We start from the raw sequence: 20306 nt of genomic DNA, 5'->3' as shown, positions 1-20306 counted from the left end.
ATGACAAGCAAGGGACTTACTTCCGCACTGCTGCTCGCCTCGATGTTCGCCGCCACCTCCGGCTGCCTCCAGCAGAACGCACTGACCCAGGGCTACCGCACCACCCAGCCCGGGCAACCCGGCCAGGCCCAGGTCGCCTCCGCCAACACCCCTTGCACCCCCAGCGCCACCAATGACCTGATCGCTACCGGTCGCAGCCTGCTGGACATCACCACCAACCTGATCAAGACCCGCAACCAGATGAGCGACGGCGGCAGCATCATGCGCGACGTCGACGACGTGCAGAAGGTCGGCAAGGGCCATGCCGTGCTGGACAGCGTCGAGAGCATGACCGGCGGTCCGCAGCAGCCCTGCGGCTAAGCGCACCACGACGATTCATCCCGGACAGCGAGCCCCCGCACGCTGTTCTCCCCCTGAGCCTCGCCTACCCGGCGGGGCTTTTTTTGTCCTGCGCCAAACAGCCGCCGCCCCGCATCAAGGAACTCGCCCATCACCCGGCCATGCAGACCAGGCCGCTTCGAGTCCCGTTCGTCACCTGTGCAAGGCGTCTGGAACGCGGCTATTGTCCGACGATCGAAGTGATGGCAATGTAGAATTACACCTTTGGATGTAGTCGTTTCGGGTAGGTCGCGAGATGGAACGAGCTTTTTCCCCTACCGCGGAATCGCGGAGCAGCGGCCCATGAGGCGCGCCGAGATGCTGTTGCTGAAGAGCCTGGCGGAAACACTGATGGCCGACCGGGACAACCGCCACGACGACTTGCAGGCGACCATGCGGCTGGCGCACCTGAGTTCGCCGGAGATGATCCTGTACATGGTCAACCGGGTGCTCGAGCTCGAAGAGAGCATCGAGCGGATCGCCGCGGTTCTCCAGAAACTCTCTGCGGACGAGCCGATGCCCCTAGAGGAAACGCCGCCCGAACCAGCCTTCGAACCGTCCCTGCAGTCCCGCGCCACCGAGACCGCGGAAACCTAGCGGCGGGCAGGCCGCTACACCAGCACCTGGCGAGTGCTGGCGATCAGCGCATGGACCTGTCGCTCCACCTGCTCCGCCACCGGCACTTCGGGCCCCCGCCCCTCCGGGCAGGGCAGGTTCGGCGTGGTGCCGAACAGCCGGCAGATCAGCGGACGTTCCTCATATGCCTCGCAGCCGTTCGGTCCGAGATGGACGCAGTTCCACTCGGCCAGGGCGGCGTCGTGTTCGGCCTCGCTCTTCAGCGGCAGGCGAGCCATCTCTTCCGACGAGGCGGTAACCGGCCCGCAGCAATCGTGGCAGCCGGGCTTGCAGGCGAAGCCCGGTATCTGCAGGCGTAATTGGTCTATCTGGCGACCGATGCAACTCATGGGAAATCTCCTCGGCGGGGGAAGGATTGTACAGCGCGGACCGGAGCATTCCGAAAGTACCGGTAAGGATGCTCTCCAGCGAGCCGAATCGACCTGTTCAACCTGCGCTCTCTCCGTTCCCGGCCAGGGAAACAGCCCGGCTCCCTGTCCGCCCGCCCGTCCACGGCTATCTGCCGTCACGCCGCTCCCGAGCGCGGTAGCCCCGAGACCGCACAGGGGCGGAACGACGTGGCATAATCCGGCGGGAATTTTAGAGGAATATTGGAGGGGTTTTGGAGGAGCCAAAACCCCAAAGGAAAAACAATGACCTACGTTCTCTACGGCATCAAAGCCTGCGACACCATGAAGAAGGCTCGGACCTGGCTCGACGAGCACAAGGTCGCCTACGACTTCCACGACTACAAGGCCGTCGGCATCGACCGCGAACACCTGCAGCGCTGGTGCGCGGAGCACGGCTGGCAGACCGTCCTCAACCGCGCCGGCACTACCTTCCGCAAGCTCGACGAAGCGCAGAAGGCCGATCTCGACGAAGCCAAGGCGATCGAGCTGATGCTGGCCCAGCCGTCGATGATCAAGCGCCCGGTGCTGGAACTGGGCAGCAGGACGCTGGTCGGCTTCAAGCCCGACGCCTACGCCGCCGCGCTGGCCTGAACGGGAGGCCGCATGAGCATCGCCTGGGCCCTGTTCGTACCCGCCTGCTTCGCCCTCAACCTGGCGCCGGGGCCGAACAACCTGCTGTCGCTGAACAACGCCGCGCGGCACGGTTTCGCCACCGCCTCGCTGGCCGGCGGCGGGCGCCTGCTGGCATTCGCCGGCATGCTCGCCCTGGTCGCCTCCGGGCTGGCGCTGGTGCTGCACACCTCGGCCTGGCTGTTCCTGGCGATCAAGCTGCTCGGCGCTGCCTACCTGTTGTGGCTTGCGGTGCAATTGTGGCGGGCCGATGCGCAGCCACTGGCGAACGAAGCCAGCCCGGCGCGTCCCAGCCTCTGGCGCCTGGGGCGCCAGGAGTTCCTGGTGGCGGCGGGCAACCCGAAAGCGATCCTGATCTTCACCGCCTTCCTGCCGCAGTTCGTCGATCCCGGCCAACCGCTGGGCGCCCAGTTCGCCCAGCTCGGTGCGGCATTCCTGCTGCTCGAATGGCTGGCCATCGCTCTTTATTCCTATGCCGGGCTCCACCTCGGCCGGCTGCTCGCCGGCCAGCGGGCCCGGCGTCTGTTCAACCGCGGTTGCGCCGCGCTGCTCGGCAGCGCGGGACTGGGCCTGCTGCTCAGCCGCCGTCCGGCCTGACCGTTCCACTCCGTTTCGAGGAAACCCACATGTCGCAATCCCTGTTCAGCCTGGCCTTCGGCGTCGGCACCCAGAACCGCCAGGAAGCCTGGCTGGAAGTGTTCTACGCGCTGCCGCTGCTCAAGCCTTCGAGCGAAATCGTCGCTGCCGTCGCACCGATCCTTGGCTACGCAGCCGGCAACCAGGCGCTGACCTTCACTTCGCAGCAGGCCTACCAGCTGGCCGACGCCCTGAAGGGTATCGACGCCGCTCAGTCGGCCCTGCTCTCGCGCCTGGCGGAAAGCCAGAAGCCGCTGGTCGCCACCCTGTTGGCGGAAGACGCCGCGCCGTCCTCCACCCCGGAGGCCTACCTCAAGCTGCACCTGCTCTCCCACCGCCTGGTCAAACCGCACGCTGTGAACCTGAGCGGCATCTTCCCGCTCCTGCCGAACGTGGCCTGGACCAACATCGGCGCGGTGGACCTGGCCGAACTGGCCGAACTGCAACTGGAAGCGCGACTGAAGGGCAAGCTGCTGGAAGTCTTCTCCGTCGACAAGTTCCCGAAGATGACCGACTACGTGGTCCCGGCCGGCGTACGCATCGCCGACACCGCCCGCGTGCGCCTGGGCGCCTACATCGGTGAAGGCACCACGGTGATGCACGAAGGTTTCGTCAACTTCAACGCCGGCACCGAAGGCCCGGGCATGATCGAAGGCCGCGTATCCGCCGGCGTGTTCGTCGGCAAGGGGTCGGACCTGGGCGGCGGCTGCTCGACCATGGGCACCCTTTCCGGTGGCGGCAACATCGTCATCAGCGTCGGCGAAGGCTGCCTGATCGGCGCCAACGCCGGCATCGGCATCCCGCTGGGCGATCGCAACATCGTCGAGGCCGGCCTGTACATCACCGCCGGCACCAAGGTCGCCCTGCTCGACGAGCAGAACGCTCTGGTGAAAGTGGTCAAGGCCCGCGACCTGGCCGGTCAGCCCGACCTGCTGTTCCGCCGCAACTCGCAGAACGGTGCGGTGGAGTGCAAGACCAACAAGACCGCCATCGAGCTGAACGAAGCGCTGCACGCGCACAACTGAGCCCAGCTCGCCTCCCCGCTCGCCCGACGGCGCTCGCCAGCGCCGCCGGGTGCGCTACCCTTTCCCCTGTAACCGTCCTCGCACAGTGTCCGCCATGTCCCTGCCGTCTCCCTGGCGCGCCGACTTTCCGGCCTTTTCCGCCTTCGCCGCGGAAGGCCTGACCTACCTCGACAGCGCCGCCACCGCCCAGAAGCCACAGGCCGTACTCGACGCCCTGAACGGCTACTACCTCGGCGGCGCCGCCAACGTCCACCGCGCCCAACATGTCCCCGGCGAGCGCGCCACCCGGGCCTTCGAGGCCGCGCGCAGCCGCGTCGCCCACTGGCTGCACGCCGGCAACCCGGCCGAGGTGCTGTTCACCCGCGGCACCACAGAGGCGATCAACCTGGTGGCCTATGGCCTGGAGCGGCATTTCCGGCCTGGCGACGAACTGCTGGTCAGTGCCCTGGAACACCATGCCAACCTGCTTCCCTGGCAGCAGTTGGCCCTGCGCCGCGGCCTGGTCCTGCGCGTATTGCCGCTGGACGAGCGCGGGGTGATCGACCTGGAGCAGGCTCGCCATATCATCGGCGAGCGTACCCGCCTGCTGGCGATCAGCCAGTTGTCCAACGTTCTCGGCACCTGGCAACCGGTGGTGGAGTTGATCCAGCTGGCCCGCGAGCGCGGTGCCTGGACCCTGGTCGACGGCGCCCAGGGCAGCGTCCACGGACGCCACGACCTGCCGGGCCTGGGCTGCGACTTCTACGCATTCTCCGGCCACAAGCTCTACGGCCCCGACGGCATCGGCGTGCTCTGGGGTCGCCCACAGGCCCTGGAGCAACTGGCGCACTGGCAGTTCGGCGGCGAGATGGTACGCCACACCGGCTTCCACGAAGCCAGCTTCCATGCCGCTCCGCTCGGCTTCGAGGCGGGCACCCCGGCGGTTTCCGCGGCGATCGGCCTGGGCGCGACCATCGACTGGCTGGCCACCCTGGACGAAGCCGAAGTCGCCGCCCACGAAGGCGCCCTCCACGCCCGCCTGCTCGCCGGCCTGCTGGCGCGCGACGGCGTCAGCCTGCTCGGCGAACCGCAGGCGGCGCTGGCCAGCTTCTGCGTCGACGGCGTGCACGTCGCCGATCTCGCCCACCTGCTCGGCGAACAGGGCATCGCGGTGCGCGCCGGCCACCATTGCGCGATGCCGCTGCTGCAACGCCTCGAGGTACCCGGCGCCCTGCGTGTCTCGCTGGGCTTGTACAACGATGCCGACGACCTGGAGCGCTTCTTCCTGGCTCTCGACCGCTCACTGGAGTTGCTGCGATGAACCCGGTTCTCCCCGAACAGGCCCAGGAGGCACTGGACGCCTTCGGTCACACCGCCAGTTGGGAACAGCGTGCGCGTCTGCTGCTGCAATGGGGCGAGCGCCTGGCGCCGCTCGCGGAACACGAACGCCAGGAAGAGCATCGCGTGCACGGTTGCGAAAGCCTGGTCTGGCTGCTCGGCGAGCAGCGCGACGGCCACTGGCGCTTCCGTGCCGACAGCGACGCGCGCCTGATCCGCGGCCTGCTGGCGGTGCTGCTGGCACGGGTCGACGGCATCGAGACCCGCGAACTGGCGCGCCTGGACCTCAACGACTGGTTCACCTGCCTGGGTCTTTCCCGCCAACTGTCGCCCTCGCGCAGCAACGGCCTGAACGCCGTGCTGCAACGCATGCGCGAACTGGCCGGCCAGACCGCCGGCTGAGCCCGCTCAGCGCGCCAGCAGTTCCGGCAGGTGCCGGGCCAGGGCGCGGTAGCGGTCCTCTTCGATCCGATAGGCCCAGTCAGGATGGGCGGCGACCTCGCCCTCGGCGAAGCCCTCGACGCTCTTCGGCAACAACCAGTATTGCTCGCCCTGGCGCCGAATCTCGCCATCCAGGCGCGCGCCGGAAAACGTCCGCAGGCTGAACACCAGGAGCAATGGCGCCTGTCTGAATCCCACCTGCGCCAGCGGCGCTACATCGGCGAAACGCAGGTCGGCGAACAGCGCCGCCGCGCCGTTGGCCGCTGCCTCATAGGCCAGCTTGCGCCCTGAGGGCAATTGCCGGACCTGCAGGTTCGGCTGCCCGGCGTCGTCGCGATAGAGATCCAGACGCTCGCCCTTCGGATAGCGCAGTTGCAGTTCGCGCACCCGGGCGAAGGGCAGCGTGGCGATCCGCCGGTCGAGCCACTCCAGTTCGTTGTTCGGCAACGGCAGCCGCTTGTCGATCAGCCAGGCCTGCGGATCGCCCAGTCGTCGTACGAAGCTACCGCCATGCTGCGCATCCTTGCTTATCAGCAGCACCAGAGGCTCGCTGGACTGCCGCTGCAGGCTCAGGCGTAGCGCCTGCCCCTCGCCACGCTCCGCCAGGCCAAGCAGCGCGTGGTTCTTCGGGTTGGCGCTCTTCGCCTCGACCTTGCGCGCCTCTGCCAGTGCCTCGAGCAGCGCCGACAAGCGTAGCCGATCGGCCGGATAGCCGGCCTTGGCCGGCAGGACCCACGCGCCCGCACGCCGCTCGACCCGGATATCCGGCGAACCGTCGGCAAACTGCACGTGCAGGCCACTCAGCGTCGCGCTGTCCAGTTCCGGCAGCCAGCGCTCTGCCACCGGCAAGGCAGGTACCTCGGCTGCGCGCTCGCGCTGCAGCCAGGCGAAGGTTCCGGCCAGCGCCGCCACCAGCGCCAGCAGGACGATCAGCGTATTGCGCCGCATGCGTCAATGCCCTCCCCGGGCCATGCGCCGGCGCCGCCAGAGCCAGCCGAGCAGCACGCCGACCGTGAGCAACGAGGGAACCAGGGCGATATTGACCAGCTTCAGGGTGCGGCCCAGTGCGTCGATATCGGCGTTCAACTGGTACTGCACCTCGCGCAGCTCCTTGCGGATGCGCAGCTTCTCCTGCATGTACTGGCGCACCGTGGCCTGCTGTTCGGGCGTCAGTTCGACGGCCTTCTCCGGGTCGGCACCCTGCTGGAGGGCGGCGAGTTGCTGCTCGGTATCGGCGAGGCGCTGCTTGAGCTGCTCCTCCTTCTGCCGGAAGCTCGTCTCGGCCTCGCGCTGCAGGCGCTCGACCACCACGAACGGCCGGCTGAACCGGCCGCGGGAGCGCACGCTGATCAGCGCGTCGGTGCCCGACAGGTTGTCCAGCGCGTTGACCACCAGCGCGCCGTTGTCGGCCCAGGGCTGCGGCACGCGCTGGCCGAAGAAGTCCTGCACCTGGACCCACATGCGATCGCTGAGCAGGTCGGTATCGGCCACGACGATGACATTGATGTTGCGCGCCTCCTTCAGGCCTTCGCGATGCCCCTCGATGCCCTCCGCGAAGGCACTCTTCGCCGGCCCCTGGATACGGGCGGCGAGAGTATGCCGCCGGCCGCTCGGGCGCAGCTCGCGCATCAGATCGCCGGGGTCACGCAGCAGGCCGAAACGCGAGGCATCGAACGGCATCGCCTGGGCCGAGCTTTGCAGCAAAGGCGTGAAGCTGGTGCTCGCTCCGGGGAGCCTTTCGAGGATGCCGGGCGTCGCCAGGGTCAGGCTTTCCAGGCCGGCAGTGGCGATGTCGTCCTGATCCAGCGCCTCGCGCGGCAAGCTGAGCCAGGCCGGATGCCGGGTCGGACGCTGGTCCCGGCCAAGACTGATGGACATCGCATAGGCGCCGTCGCCGAGTACCTTGCCCGGCAGCAGCCGCAGCCCCCAGGCCTCGAACAGCGGCGCGAGGTCGGACGACTTGTCGCCATCCAGCGTAGCGGCGAAATCGCTGCCGCTGTCGGCCTCGCTGAAGGGGTCGACGAACGCCAGCAGCTTGCCCCCGCGCAGGACGAACTGGTCGATGGCGTATAGCGTCTGCTCGGGTAACTGCTTGGGATGCACCAGCAGCAGCACCGAGACCTCCGGCGGGATTTCCGTGGCATCGCTCTTGAGGCTGCGCAGGTCGAATTGCTGGCGGATTTCCTCCATGACCATCCACGGCGAGGTCGGCTGCCGGCTGGCCATGTCGAAGCCGCCATTGAGCGGCAGCGACGACATCAGGCCGACCACCGGCCGCTGCGGCTGGGCCAGGGTCTGCACCAGGCGGCTGATGTCGTATTCGAGGAACTCCTCCTGATCGAGCGGGAAGAAGGGTATGACCTGGACTCCGTCCAGGACGTTGCTGCCGGCCAGGCCGAAGTACAGGTTGCCGCCGCCCTGCTGCAGGGGAATTCCTTGCAGGCCGAACTCGGTGGCCTTGTCCTCGTTCTCGGAGAACGGCTCGGGATCGATCACCTGCAGGCGAATCCTGCCGTTCGCCTCGCGCTCGTAGGCGCGCAGCAGTTCCTCGACGCGCCTGGCGTAGTTGCGCAGCGGCACCAGTTCCCGGGCACCGCTATCCGAATAGAAGAAGTACAGGTTGATCGGCTCGTCGAGGCCGGCCAGGATCCGCTTGGTGCCGGGGCTGATGGTGTAGAGCTTCTGCTCGGTCAGGTCGAGCCGCGCGCCGCTGAACAGCAGGCCGGAGACCATGTTGAAGGCCAGGAACGCCAGCGCGATCAGCAACAGCCCGGCGCCAGAGGACAACACGCGTTTCATCGACTCCCCCTCATTCGGCTTTCTTCAGCTCGACCGCCACCGCCGTGGCGGCCAGCCAGGCGACGATCAGGCTGACGAAATACAGCAGGTCGCGCAGGTCGATGACGCCCTTGCTGACGGCATCGAAGCGGGTCAGCAGGCTCAGCGAGGCCACCGCATCGAGCAACCACTGCGGCGCCCACTGGCTGAACGCATCGAGCACCAGCGGAAAGCCGCTGAGCATGAACAGGAAGCAGGCGGCCACGGCGAGGATGAAAGCGATCACCTGGTTCTTCGCCAGGGCCGACATGCACGAACCGATGGCCAGGTAGCCGCCGGCCAGCAGCCAACTGCCCAGATAGCCGGCGAGAATCGCACCGTTGTCCGGCTCGCCCAGGTAGTTCACCGTGAGCACCATGGGGAAGGTCAGCAGCAGCGCGATTCCGGCGAACGCCCAGGCGGCCAGGAACTTGCCGGCCACGGCTTCGAAGCGGGTCAGCGGCAGGGTCATCAGCAGCTCGATCGAGCCGGACTTGCGCTCCTCCGCCCACAGGCGCATGGCCAGCGCGGGAACCAGGAACAGGTAGAGCCAGGGATGGAAGGCGAAGAAGGAGGCCAGGTCGGCCTGGCTGCGTTCGTAGAAGTTGCCCAGGTAGAAGGTGAACACGCCCGCCAGGACCAGGAAGATCACGATGAACACATAGGCCAGCGGCGTGGCGAAATAACTCGCCAGCTCGCGCTTGAAGATCACCGGCAGTTGCTTCATGCCTCCGTCCCCCGGGTCAGGTTGCGGAATACCTCGTCGAGCCGGCCGCGCTCCACGTCCAGTTCGCGGATCCGCCAGCCGCGCTCGGCGACCAGCCCGCTGACCTGGGGAAAGATCACCGCGCCCGGCTGCGCCAGGACGGTCAGGCTGCCTTCGGCGGGGTTCTCCTCGATGCCCGCCACGCCCGGCAGCACCGCCAGCGCCACGGTATCCAGGGGGTCGTCGCTGTAGAGCGTCACCGCCTGGTGGTAGCGCGAGCGGCTGGCCAGTTCCAGCGGCGTGCTGTCGGCCAGCAGCCGCCCGCCGCCGATCACCAGGGCGCGGCTGCATAGCGCCGAGACTTCCTCGAGGATATGGGTGGAGATGATCACGATGCGCTCCTGCGCGAGGCCGCGGATCAGCTCGCGGACCTGGTGCTTCTGGTTCGGATCGAGCCCGTCGGTGGGCTCGTCGAGCACCAGCGCCCGCGGTTCGTGGAGGATCGCCTGGGCCAGGCCGACACGCCGGCGGAAGCCCTTGGAGAGGGTTTCGATGGTCTGCCGGCGCACCTCGTCCAGTTCCAGCAGCCCCAGTGCCCGGGCGACCCGCTCGCGCTTGCCGGCACCACGGTAGCCACGGATCTCGGCGATGAAATCGAGGAAGCCCTGCACGGTCATTTCCGCGTAGCAGGGCGAACCTTCCGGGAGGTAGCCGATCAGCCGCTGCGCCTGCAGCGTGCGGTTGCGGATGTCGAAGCCGAAAATGCTCGCGGTGCCGGCGCTGGGCGCCAGGAAGCCGGTGAGCATCTTCATGGTGGTGGACTTGCCGGCGCCGTTCGGACCGAGGAAGCCCAGTACCTCCCCCGTCGCCACCTGGAAGGACAGGTCGTCCACCGCCACCCGCGAGCCGAAGCGTTTGCCGAGGTTTCTTGTTTCGATCATGGTCCCCTACCTGTTCCGGCGGCCGCCGCCATGTCCGGCCAGGGCCGCGAAAAACGCGCAGGGACTATAGCCGAAGCGCCCCGCCGCCTGGCAATACGGGGCATCGGGAGAACCTTGGCAAAACGTGACAGAACCCGAACGCCTGCCGAAGGTTCTACATTCGCAACCTGTTCGCCGCCGTTCGCCGTAGGACGCGTTGCGTTCTTTTGCGGCCCTCCGGGGATTGCGGCAAACTAGCCGCGCCCGTCACGCCGGGTCCCGATCAACTGCCAGTAGACACCGTATGCCCCGCTACCCTTTCCGCCGCTTTGGTTTTGGCGCCCTGCGCCGCCTGCTGTACCTCTGGGTACGCTCGGAAACCATCAACCAATCGGCCTTCACCCTGAAGATCGACCGCAGCAAGCCGGTGCTCTACGTGCTGCAACAGCCTTCGGTCAGCGATCTCGCGGTAGTGGATACCGAATGCCGCAAGGCCGGGCTGCCGCGTCCGGTGATGCCGGTAGCGGTAGGCGACGCCATCGAGCCGGCGGCGTTCTTCTACCTGACGCCCGAACCCGACTGGCTGGGCCGCCAGGACAAGCGCGGCGCCTCGCCGACCCTGGTGCGCATGCTCGCCGCGGTCGGCCAGAACGGTCTCGACGACGCGCAGATCATTCCGGTCAGCGTGTTCTGGGGACAATCGCCGGACAGCGAATCGAGCCCCTGGAAGCTGCTGTTCGCCGACAACTGGGCGGTCACCGGGCGCCTGCGCAAGCTGGCGCGCATCCTGATTCTCGGACGCAAGACCCGCGTGCAGTTCTCCGCGCCGATCCACCTGCGCGAGCTGGTGGAACAGGGCAAGGGCCACGAACGCACGCTGCGCATGGTCAACCGTATCCTCCGGGTGCACTTCCGCAACCTGAAGACCGCGGTAATCGGTCCCGACCTGTCGCACCGCCGCAACCTGGTCAAGGGCCTGCTGCGCGCGCCGCTGGTACGCCAGGCGATCAACGAGGAATGCGAGAGCGAACGGATATCCCAGGAGAAGGCCGAAGGCATCGCGCTGCGCTACGCCAATGAAATCGCCTCGGACTTCTCCTATCCGGTGATCCGCTTCCTCGAAGTCATTCTCAGCTGGTTCTGGAACAAGCTGTACGAAGGGGTCAAGGTCAACCACATCGAGCGGGTGCAGGACGTGGCCCAGGGCAACGAGATCGTCTACGTGCCCTGCCACCGCAGCCACATCGACTACCTGCTGCTCTCCTACCTGCTGTTCCGCAACGGCCTGACCCCGCCGCACATCGCCGCCGGGATCAACCTGAACATGCCGGTGATCGGCTCGATCCTGCGCCGCGGCGGGGCCTTCTTCATGCGCCGCAGCTTCAAGGGCAACCAGCTCTACACCGCGGTGTTCAACGAGTACCTGCACACCCTGTTCTCCCGCGGCTTCTCCACCGAGTACTTCGTCGAGGGCGGCCGTTCGCGTACCGGGCGCATGCTCCACCCACGCACCGGCATGCTCGCCATCACCCTGCGCAGCTTCCTCCGTGACTCGCGCCGGCCGATCGTCTTCGTGCCGGTCTACATCGGCTACGAGCGCGTGCTGGAAGGCCGCACCTACCTCGGCGAACTGCGCGGCGCGACCAAGAAGAAGGAGTCGATCTTCGACCTGTTCAAGGTGGTCGGCGCCCTGAAGCAGCGTTTTGGCCAGGTCTGGGTGAACTTCGGTGAGCCGATCCATCTCGACCAGTTCCTCGACCGCCACCAGCCCGACTGGCAGGACCAGGACCTCGGCCCGGAATACCGCCCCGACTGGCTGCCGCAGACCACCAACCTGCTGGCCAAGGACGTCGCCCGCCACCTCAACGACGCGGCGGCGATCAACCCGGTCAACCTGGTCGCCCTGGCGCTGCTCTCCACCAGCCGCCAGGCCCTCGACGAAAGCGCCCTGGCGCGAATCCTCGACCTCTACCTGGCGTTGCTGCGCAAGGTGCCCTACTCGCCCAGCGCGACCCTGCCGGACGGCGACGGCCAGGCCCTGATCGAATACGTGAAGAGCATGAACCTGCTGGCCGAGCAGAAGGACGCGCTGGGCCGCATCCTCTATCTCGACGAACAGAACGCGGTGCTGGCGACCTACTACCGCAACAACGTCCTCCACGTCTTCGCCCTGCCGGCGCTGATCGCCAGCTTCTTCCAGAGCAACTCGCGGATCAGCCGCGAACAGTTGCTGCGCTTCGCCCGCGCGCTCTATCCCTACCTGCAGGCGGAACTGTTCATCCGCTGGAGCCTGGACGAACTCGACGCGGTGATCGACCAGTGGCTGGCGGCCCTGGTGGAGCAGGGCCTGCTGCGCCAGGAGAACGACACCTTCATCCGCCCGGCGCCAAGCTCGCGGCAATACGTGCTGCTGATCCTCCTCGCTCGTTCGGTGACCCAGACCCTGCAGCGCTTCTACATGGCCATCGCCCTGCTGCTCAACGCCGGGCAGAACGCCCTGACCGCCGAGGAACTGGAGAACCTCTGCACCGTGATGGCCCAGCGCCTGTCGATCCTGCATGGCCTGAACGCCCCGGAGTTCTTCGACAAGAGCCTGTTCCGCCACTTCATCCAGACCCTTCTCGACCTGCGTGTGCTGCGCAAGGACGAGGCCGGCAAACTGAGCTACCACGAACTGCTCGGCGAACTGGCCGAAGGCGCCGCCAAGCGCGTGCTGCCGGCGGAGATCCGCCTGTCGATCCGCCAGGTGGCGCTGGAGCGTCCCGCCGAGGAAGCCGCCGCCGAAAGCAACGACGCAGCCGCCACCTGAGACCCGGCGCCCGCCCTGCGAGGGACGGGCGCCGCTCCGCTGAAATATCCTGCGACCTTTCCCTGTTCCGGCCCGGCAACCTATGCTGGTTTCCCGGGTCAGAGGCCCGCTCGTTTTTTGTTCCGTCTGAAAGGAGGCTCCCATGAAAAAACTGCCATTGCTGCTCGCCGCCAGCATCCTCGCCGGCTGCGGTACCCAGCAATCGACTTCGAACGCCAGCTTCGATGGTGAGGTCTTCTACCGCGAGCGTATCGCCCTGCCGCCCTCGGCGCGCCTGAGCGTGAGCCTGGAAGACGTGTCCCTGGCCGACGCCCCTTCGGTGCAGTTGGCCAGCCAGACCCGCGAGATCACCAGCCAGGTGCCGCTGGCGTTCCACCTGGAGTACGACCCGAAGCAGGTCAAGCCGGGCCACAGCTACGCGGTGAGCGCGCGCATCGAGCTGAACGGCCGCTTGCTGTTCATCAACACCACCCGCCACTCGGTGAAACTCGACGGCAGCGACCCGCAGCCCTATCGCGTGCAGGTCGAATCGGCGCGCTGAAGCACACCGCGGCAAGCCGCCGGTGCGAATCGGCGGTTCCCTCCAGTACACTCCACCTCCTATTCGCTACCGGTTGCCGATCCACCTCACGACGAGCGGCCGGATACCCCGTACGTTCCACATCAAGGACGCTGTCATGTTCCGACTCACTGCCCTCTGCGCCGGCCTGCTGCTCTCGGCCAACGCCCTCGCCCTGTCCCTCGCCGACCTGTCGCAGAACGACGCCTCCAGCGGCCTGAAGGACGCCCTGACCCAGGGCGCGCAGATCGCCGTCCGCCAGCTTGGCCAGCCGGGCGGCTTCAACAACAACCCGGACGTGCGCATCGAACTGCCCGGCAAGCTGGGCAAGGCGGCGAAGCTGATGAAGCAGTTCGGCATGGGCGCCCAGGTCGACCAGCTCGAGGCGAGCATGAACCGCGCCGCCGAGGCTGCCGTGCCGCAGGCCCAGGGCCTGCTGGTGGAGGCGGTGAAGAAGATGACCGTGGCCGACGCCAAGGGCATCCTCAAGGGCGGTGACGACGCCGCCACCGAATACCTGGACAAGTCCAGCCGCGAACAGCTGCGCGCGAAGTTCCTGCCGATCGTCAAGCAGGCCACCGACGAGGTCGGCCTGGTCAAGCAGTACAACGCCTTCGCCAGCCAGGCGGCGACCCTTGGGGTGGTCGATGCGAAGAGCGCCAACGTCGAGGGCTATGTCACCGAACAGGCCCTCGACGGGCTCTTCGAGATGATCGCCAAGCAGGAGAAGAGCATCCGCCAGAACCCGGCGGCGGCCGCCACCGGCCTGGCCAAGAAGGTCTTCGGCGCGGCCAGGTGAGTCGACGGACGGGGCGCGATCGCCCCGTCCCCTTCTCCCGTCAGGCCCGCGCCTCGTCCTTCTTCACGCGGAACCAGGCGGCATAGAGCGCCGGCAGGAACAGCAGGGTGAGCACGGTGGCGACGATCAGCCCGCCCATGATCGCCACCGCCATCGGCCCGAAGAACACGCTGCGCGACAGCGGGATCATCGCCAGCACCGCCGCCAGCGCGGTCAGCACGATGGGCCGGAAACGCCGCACGGTAGCCTCGATGATGGCGTGCCAGCGATCCAGTCCATGGCTGATGTCCTGTTCGATCTGGTCCACCAGGATCACCGAGTTGCGCATGATCATGCCGGCCAGGGCGATGGTCCCGAGCATCGCCACGAAGCCGAACGGCTGGCGGAACAGCAGCAGGAACAGGGTCACGCCGATCAGGCCCAGCGGTGCGGTGAGGAATACCATCGCCATCCGCGAGAAGCTGCGCAACTGCACCATCAGCAGGCTCAACACCACCACGATGAACAGCGGCACGCCGGCGTTCACCGAACTCTGGCCCTTCGCCGCGTCCTCCACCGTTCCGCCCACCTCCAGCAGGTAGCCGTCCGGCAGCTCGGCGCGGATCGGTTCCAGGGTCGGGGCGATCTGCGCGACCAGGGTCGCCGGCAGCGAATCGTCGTAGATATCGGCGCGCACGGTGACCGTCGGCAGGCGGTTGCGGTGCCAGATGATCCCCTCTTCGAAACCGTATTCGAGCGTGGCGATCTGCGACAGCGCCACGCTCCGGCCATTCTCGGTCGGCACCGCCAGGCTCGGCAGCAACGACAGGTCGCGACGCTCCTGCTCGGTGCCGCGCAGGAGGATCTCGATCAGCTCGTTGTCTTCGCGGAAGAAGCTCACATGCGAACCGGTCAGCGCGCTCTGCAGGAACTGCGACAGGCTGGCGGTGCTCACCCCCAGGGCACGGGCGCGCTCCTGGTCGATGCTCAGGTACACCACCTTGCTCGGCTCTTCCCAATCCAGGTGCACATTCACCACGTGCGGGTTCTCGCGCATCCTGTCGGCGACCTTGCGCGCCAGTTCGCGAACCTGCGGGATGTCCTCGCCGGAAACCCGGAACTGCACCGGATAGCCCACCGGCGGCCCGTTCTCCAGGCGACTGATGCGGCTGCGCAGGTGCGGGAAGTCCTCGTTCATCCGCTCGATCAGCCACTTGCGCAGCGCCTCGCGGCTCTCCAGGTCCTTGGCCAGCACCACCACCTGGGCGAAGCTGGCCGCCGGCAACTGCTGGTCCAGCGGCAGGTAGAAGCGGGGCGAGCCAGTGCCGACGTAGGCCACGTAGTTGTCGATGCCGTCATGGCCCTGCAGCATTTTTTCCAGGCGCTGGACTTCCTCGCCGGTCGAGCGCAGCGAGGCGCCCTCGGCCAGCTTGATGTCCAGCAGCAGCTCCAGGCGCGCCGAGGGCGGGAAGAACTGCTGCGGCACCAGGCGGAACAGCAGCAGCGCGCCGACGAAGGCGGCGAGGGTCAGGACGATCACCGTCTTGCGGTAGCGCACGCACCACTCCACCAGACGCCGGAAGCGCTGGTAGAAGGCCGTTGCATAGGGATCGTAGCCGTCGGCGCTGCCGCCGTGCTTCTGCGCGTGCAGCCTGGCCAGGTCCGGCAGCAGCTTGGCCCCCAGGTAGGGAACGAAGACCACCGCGGCGAACCAGGAGACCACCAGGGCGATGGTCACCACCTGGAACAGCGAGCGGGTGTATTCGCCGGTGCCGGACTGCGCGGTGGCGATCGGCAGGAAGCCGGCGGCGGTGATCAGGGTGCCGGTGAGCATCGGGAAGGCGGTGCTGGTCCAGGCGAAGCTGGCCGCCTTGAGGCGGTCGTAGCCCTGCTCCATCTTCACCGCCATCATCTCCACCGCGATGATCGCGTCGTCCACCAGCAATCCCAGCGCCAGCACCAGGGCACCGAGGGAAATCTTGTGCAGGCCGATGCCGAAGTAATGCATGGCGGCGAAGGTCATCGCCAGCACCAGCGGGATCGACAGCGCCACCACCAGGCCGGTGCGCAGGCCGAGGGAGAAGAAGCTCACCAGCAGGACGATCACCAGCGCCTCGGCCAGCACCCGGATGAACTCGCCGACCCCGGTACGTACCGCCGCCGGCTGGTCGGACACCTTGCGCAGTTCCAGTCCGGCCGGCAGCGACTGCTGCAGGCGGGCGAACTCGGTTTCCAGGGCCTTGCCCAGCACCAGGATGTCGCCGCCCGGCTTCATCGCTACCGCAAGACCGATGGCGTCCTCGCCCATGAAGCGCATGCGCGGCGCCGGCGGATCGTTGAAGCCGCGGCGAACCTCGGCCACGTCGCCGATGCGGAAGGTGCGGTCGCCGACGCGGATGGGGAAGTCGCGGATCTCCTCCACCGAATCGAAACGCCCGGAAACGCGCAATTGCACGCGGTCGCTGGCGGTCTCGAAGAACCCGGAGGAGGCCACCGCGTTCTGTTCCTCCAGCGCCTTCTGCACCGCCGCCAGGGGCAGGCCGAGGGTGGCCAGCTTGGTGTTGGACAGGTCGATCCAGATCTTCTCGTCCTGCAGGCCGATCAGTTCGACCTTGCCGACGTTCCTGATCCGCTGCAATTGCAGTTGCAGGCGGTCGGCATAGTCCTTCATCACCGCATAGTCGAAGCCCTTGCCGGTGAGCGCATAGATGTTGCCGTAGGTGGTGCCGAACTCGTCGTTGAAGAACGGGCCCTGGATGCTTTGCGGCAAGGTGGCGCGAATGTCGCTGATCTTCTTGCGGATCTGGTACCAGAGTTCGGGGATCTCGCTGGAATGGATGTCCTCGCGGGCCATGAAGGTCACCTGCGAGACGCCGGGGCGGGAGAAGGACACGATGCGATCGTAGTCGCCGGTTTCCATCAGCTTCTTCTCGATACGCTCGGTGACCTGCCGGGCCACCTCTTCGGCGCTGGCACCCGGCCAGTTGGTCTGCACCACCATGGCCTTGAAGGTGAACGGCGGGTCTTCGCTCTGCCCCAGCTTGCTGTAGGACAGCGCGCCAACCGCGCCAAGCAGGATCATCAGGTACAGGACGATCTGGCGATTCTGCAACGCCCAGGCGGAAAGGTTGAAGGACATGCGACTACTCCTTGGCCGCCAGTTTCACCGTGCGGTTGGCCCGGTCGATCGGACGCACCTGCTGCCCTTCGCGAAGCACCTGGACCCCGGTGGCCACCACCCAGTCGCCAGCCTTCAGGCCTTCGAGCACCGGCACCCGGTCCTCGGCATAGGGACCGGTGCGCACCGGCTGCCGGCGCAGGGTCGAGCTGCCCGGTTCGACCACCCAGACGAACGCCTGACCGGCCTCTGCGGTCAGCGCCGACAAGGGAACCGATAACGGCACCGCCTCGGCGGCGGCAACGTAGACCCGCGCGCTCTGGCCCAGTTCGGCCGGAGTCGCGCGGTCGTCGAAGGCCACCCGGGCGGCGAAGGTACGCGATTGCGGATCGGCCGCGGGCGAGAGTTCGCGGATATGCCCGGCAAAGCGTCTGTCGCGTTGCGACCAGAGTTCGACCGACACCGGCTGGCCGATGCGGAAACGTTCGAAGCTGTGTTCCGGCAGGCCGATCAGCACCTCGCGCTCGCCGTCGGCGGCCAGGCTGAAGACCGTCTGCCCGGCCGCCACCACCTGGCCCACCTCGACGCGCCGGCTGGCGATCACGCCATCCTGGGGCGAGCGCAGCACGGCGTAGCCGGCCTGGTTGTCGGCGACGTTGAATTCGGCGCGGATCTGCTTCAATCGCGCCTCGCCGGCGCGGTAGCTGTTCTGGATGTTCTCGAACTGGGAATGGCTGACCAGGTTGCGGTCGAGCAAGGTGCGGTAGCGCCGGTACTCGGCGCGCACGGTCTGCAGGTTGGCCTCGGCGGCACTGACCTGGGCCCGCGCCGCCTCCAGTTGCAGGCGCACGTCCTGGGGATCGAGTTCGGCCAGGGGCTGGTCCTTCTTCACCCGCTCGCCGACTTCCACCAGCCGGCGGATGACCTTGCCGCCGATGCGGAAGGCCAGCTCAGGCTCGTGGCGGGCGCGGATCTCGCCGGGAAAGGCCTGGCTCACCTCCCCCGCCGGCTGGGGCTGGACGACGATCGCCGGACGCGCCGCGGCTGGCGGCGGCGTGCCGTTGCCGCAGGCGGCGAGGAACAGGGAGGAAAGCAGGGACAGGGCGACGAGCGGGATATGGCGGTACATGTGACACCTTCCGCAAACTGCGTTCGAGTTCTTATACTGGGCGGTATAGTAAAAATACAGAACCCATCAGTCCAGTATTTCAATTGTATAAGCGCATGTCAGAACCCACCTCCTCCGTCGGTCCCGGCCGGCCCAAGGACCCGGCCAAACGGGAAGCCATTCTCGAGGCGGCCAAGCGCCTGTTCCTCTGCAACGGCTACGACGGCAGCAGCATGGAAGCCATCGCCTCGGAAGCCGGCGTTTCCAAGCTCACCGTCTACAGCCACTTCACCGACAAGGAAACCCTGTTCAGCGAAGCGGTGAAGGCCAAGTGCGCCGAGCAGCTTCCCGCCCTGTACTTCCAGCTGGCCGAAGGCGCGCCGCTGGAAAAGGTCCTGCTGAATATCGCCCGCGGCTTCCACCGGCTGATCAACAGCCACGAGGCGATCGCCCTGACCCGCCTGATGGCCGCGCAGGCCGGGCAGAACCCCAAGCTTTCCGAGCTGTTCTTCGAGGCCGGGCCGAAGCAGGTGATCGACGAAATGGAACGCCTCCTCGAGCAGGCCCGCCGCAGCGGCAAGCTGGCGTTCCCGGACGCGCGCCACGCCGCCGAACACTTCTTCATGCTGGTCAAGGGCTGCGCCAATTACCGCCTGTTGATCGGCTGCGCCGAACCGCTGGACGAGGCCGAAGGCGAGCGGCACGTGGAAGAAGTGGTGGCGCTGTTCCTGCGCGCCTTCGCCGCGGGCGGCTGACGCGGCTCAGGCGCGACGGCGGAAACGCACCCGCGCTCGCTGCGGACGCAGGGAAAACCAGCCGCGCGGCGCCAGGTCGCCGTCGTGCATGATGTCCCAGTGCTCGACCCAGTAGGCCAGCGCCGCCGCCAGATCGATCATCGCCATCGCGGTGCCGGGGCAGGCGCGGTCGCCGAGGCCGAAGGGGAAGTAGGCGCCGCGCGGCCAGCGCGCCGGTTCGAGGAAGCGCTCGGGACGGAACTCCAGCGGCGCCTCGAACCAACGGGGATCGCGCTGGGTGATCCAGCTGGAGACCATGGTCACGTCGCCGCGCTTCAGCCGCTGGCCGAACACCTCGATGTCCGCCGTCACCTGCCGCGGCGCCAGGCCGTAGGCCGGCGGGTACAGGCGCAGGCACTCCTGCAGGACCGCCCTGAGCAGCGCGCAATCGCGCAGGTCGGCGACCGAGCGGATCGCCGTCCAATTCACTCCCGCCAGCTCGGCGCGTAGCCGCGCGAGCAACTCGGGACGCTGGGCCAGCAGCAACAGGCTCCAGGTCAGGGTCACGCCGGTGGACTGGTGGGACGCCATGAGCAGGGTGCAGAGTTCATCGCGTAGGTCCGCCAGCGGCCGCGGCGAGCGCTCCGCCACCTCGCCCACCGCCTCGCGCAACTGGCCCAGCGCCCAGCGCTTGCGCGGACACAGTTTGCTCGGAAACCAGTGGCCCAGCGGCAGGCCGGTGCTCATTTCCAGCAATGCCACCCGCGACAGCAGGCGCACCGCCTTGGCGATCCGATAGGCCGACGGTTGCAGGTCGACGTCGAACAGCGCGTGACCGCTGAGGGTGACGCTGAACGCAGCCATTTCCAGGTCGAGGTCGTATTCTCGCCCCTCCTCCACCCGCTCGCCCCACTCCGCGGCCAGGCGGCGAACCTCGCTGGCCGGCGGCGGCGCCAGGTGCGGCCGTACCTCCTTGCGCCGGGCCTGGGCGGGGGCGCCCTCGCGCATCATGAAGCTGCGCCCGTTCCACTGTTTCAGCATGCACAGCGCCGGCTGCCAGCGTTGCAGGTCATCGCGGCAATCGACCATCAATTCCTGCACCCCCTGCGGATGGAACAGGCACCAGAGGCGCTGCGGGCCCATGCGGGCGACCGCGAGGTCCGGCTGCGCGACGTGCATCTTCTGCAACCAGGCCAGCGGATCGCGCTGCATCTCCAGCCAGTGGCGGGCGCCGGCACGCCCGTCGTTGGCCCAGGGCAGGTGCGCCAGGCGCCGGCGAATCGGACAATCGATGGTCTGCTGCAT

At 67.5% G+C, this 20306-nt stretch carries 19 protein-coding genes; 11 read left to right on the top strand and 8 right to left on the bottom strand.

Translation table 11 applies throughout. The features are described from left to right. Together VQ067_RS06935 and VQ067_RS06930 are read left to right on the top strand one after the other, a co-directional pair. Nucleotides 1-360, top strand: coding sequence for a hypothetical protein (locus tag VQ067_RS06935; protein WP_003092416.1), 360 nt, complete (start codon nucleotides 1-3; stop codon nucleotides 358-360). Nucleotides 361-681: 321 nt separating this feature from the next. After that, entirely contained in the window at nucleotides 682-975 is a 294-nt protein-coding gene (locus VQ067_RS06930) for a hypothetical protein (RefSeq protein WP_003138008.1), read from the top strand. A gap of 14 nt (nucleotides 976-989) precedes the next feature. On the opposite strand, the gene VQ067_RS06925 is transcribed toward VQ067_RS06930, so the two are convergent. Continuing rightward, complete coding sequence (locus VQ067_RS06925; protein ID WP_003092421.1) at nucleotides 990-1343, bottom strand: YkgJ family cysteine cluster protein; 354 nt, start codon at nucleotides 1341-1343, stop codon at nucleotides 990-992. Nucleotides 1344-1646: 303 nt separating this feature from the next. Here VQ067_RS06925 and VQ067_RS06920 point away from each other — a divergent pair, with 303 nt between their 5' ends. The 5 genes from VQ067_RS06920 to VQ067_RS06900 all read left to right on the top strand — a co-directional run bounded on the left by VQ067_RS06920 (nucleotide 1647) and on the right by VQ067_RS06900 (nucleotide 5413). Next, entirely contained in the window at nucleotides 1647-1994 is a 348-nt protein-coding gene (locus tag VQ067_RS06920; RefSeq protein ID WP_003092424.1) for an ArsC family reductase, read from the top strand. Nucleotides 1995-2006: 12 nt separating this feature from the next. After that, a complete protein-coding gene (locus tag VQ067_RS06915; RefSeq protein ID WP_031685467.1) occupies nucleotides 2007-2630 on the top strand; it encodes a LysE family translocator in 624 nt (207 codons plus the stop codon). Between the two features lie 29 nt (nucleotides 2631-2659). Next, complete coding sequence (dapD, locus tag VQ067_RS06910; RefSeq protein WP_003092431.1) at nucleotides 2660-3694, top strand: 2,3,4,5-tetrahydropyridine-2,6-dicarboxylate N-succinyltransferase; 1035 nt, start codon at nucleotides 2660-2662, stop codon at nucleotides 3692-3694. Between the two features lie 94 nt (nucleotides 3695-3788). Further along, nucleotides 3789-4994 carry a cysteine desulfurase gene (locus tag VQ067_RS06905; protein ID WP_003098634.1) on the top strand — a complete coding sequence of 402 codons (1206 nt, stop codon included), beginning with the start codon at nucleotides 3789-3791 and terminating at the stop codon, nucleotides 4992-4994. Beyond that, nucleotides 4991-5413 carry a SufE family protein gene (locus tag VQ067_RS06900; protein WP_003092439.1) on the top strand — a complete coding sequence of 141 codons (423 nt, stop codon included), beginning with the start codon at nucleotides 4991-4993 and terminating at the stop codon, nucleotides 5411-5413. The genes VQ067_RS06905 and VQ067_RS06900 overlap by 4 nt, the downstream gene beginning before the upstream one ends. A 6-nt stretch (nucleotides 5414-5419) precedes the next feature. On the opposite strand, the gene VQ067_RS06895 is transcribed toward VQ067_RS06900, so the two are convergent. The 4 genes from VQ067_RS06895 to VQ067_RS06880 are packed head-to-tail and all read right to left on the bottom strand — an operon-like array spanning nucleotide 5420 to nucleotide 9916. Continuing rightward, nucleotides 5420-6400 (bottom strand): DUF4340 domain-containing protein, encoded by a 981-nt coding sequence (locus VQ067_RS06895; protein ID WP_033991075.1) that lies wholly within the window; start codon nucleotides 6398-6400, stop codon nucleotides 5420-5422. Between the two features lie 3 nt (nucleotides 6401-6403). Continuing rightward, nucleotides 6404-8251, bottom strand: a complete 1848-nt coding sequence (locus VQ067_RS06890; RefSeq protein ID WP_023097289.1) for a GldG family protein — start codon at nucleotides 8249-8251, stop codon at nucleotides 6404-6406. Between the two features lie 10 nt (nucleotides 8252-8261). Beyond that, nucleotides 8262-8996 carry an ABC transporter permease gene (locus VQ067_RS06885; RefSeq protein ID WP_033991073.1) on the bottom strand — a complete coding sequence of 245 codons (735 nt, stop codon included), beginning with the start codon at nucleotides 8994-8996 and terminating at the stop codon, nucleotides 8262-8264. Beyond that, a complete protein-coding gene (locus VQ067_RS06880) occupies nucleotides 8993-9916 on the bottom strand; it encodes an ABC transporter ATP-binding protein (RefSeq protein ID WP_003092453.1) in 924 nt (307 codons plus the stop codon). Before VQ067_RS06880 ends, VQ067_RS06885 begins: the two co-directional genes overlap by 4 nt. A 283-nt stretch (nucleotides 9917-10199) precedes the next feature. Between VQ067_RS06880 and plsB the strand changes: the two genes are divergently transcribed. From plsB to VQ067_RS06865, 3 genes are all read left to right on the top strand, one after another. Further along, nucleotides 10200-12704, top strand: coding sequence for a glycerol-3-phosphate 1-O-acyltransferase PlsB (gene plsB, locus VQ067_RS06875; RefSeq protein WP_023097288.1), 2505 nt, complete (start codon nucleotides 10200-10202; stop codon nucleotides 12702-12704). A gap of 142 nt (nucleotides 12705-12846) precedes the next feature. Then, nucleotides 12847-13245 carry a YbaY family lipoprotein gene (locus VQ067_RS06870; protein WP_003119337.1) on the top strand — a complete coding sequence of 133 codons (399 nt, stop codon included), beginning with the start codon at nucleotides 12847-12849 and terminating at the stop codon, nucleotides 13243-13245. Between the two features lie 136 nt (nucleotides 13246-13381). After that, entirely contained in the window at nucleotides 13382-14062 is a 681-nt protein-coding gene (locus VQ067_RS06865) for a DUF4197 domain-containing protein (protein WP_003092461.1), read from the top strand. Nucleotides 14063-14102: 40 nt separating this feature from the next. On the opposite strand, the gene mexK is transcribed toward VQ067_RS06865, so the two are convergent. Both mexK and mexJ read right to left on the bottom strand, forming a co-directional pair. Beyond that, nucleotides 14103-17180, bottom strand: coding sequence for a multidrug efflux RND transporter permease subunit MexK (gene mexK / locus VQ067_RS06860; protein ID WP_003129911.1), 3078 nt, complete (start codon nucleotides 17178-17180; stop codon nucleotides 14103-14105). A 4-nt stretch (nucleotides 17181-17184) separates the two neighbouring features. Next, nucleotides 17185-18288 carry a multidrug efflux RND transporter periplasmic adaptor subunit MexJ gene (mexJ, locus tag VQ067_RS06855; RefSeq protein ID WP_003129909.1) on the bottom strand — a complete coding sequence of 368 codons (1104 nt, stop codon included), beginning with the start codon at nucleotides 18286-18288 and terminating at the stop codon, nucleotides 17185-17187. Between the two features lie 95 nt (nucleotides 18289-18383). On the opposite strand from mexJ, the gene mexL reads away from it, so the two are divergent. Then, on the top strand, nucleotides 18384-19022 hold the full coding sequence (mexL, locus tag VQ067_RS06850) for an efflux system transcriptional repressor MexL (RefSeq protein WP_003098648.1): 639 nt from the start codon (nucleotides 18384-18386) through the stop codon (nucleotides 19020-19022). A 6-nt stretch (nucleotides 19023-19028) separates the two neighbouring features. On the opposite strand, the gene VQ067_RS06845 is transcribed toward mexL, so the two are convergent. Continuing rightward, a complete protein-coding gene (locus tag VQ067_RS06845; protein WP_033991071.1) occupies nucleotides 19029-20306 on the bottom strand; it encodes a cytochrome P450 in 1278 nt (425 codons plus the stop codon).

The sequence above is a fragment of the Pseudomonas sp. KBN12P06040 genome (assembly GCF_037574965.1).
Taxonomy (GTDB): domain Bacteria; phylum Pseudomonadota; class Gammaproteobacteria; order Pseudomonadales; family Pseudomonadaceae; genus Pseudomonas; species Pseudomonas aeruginosa.
This window is presented reverse-complemented; position numbering and strand designations above follow the sequence as displayed.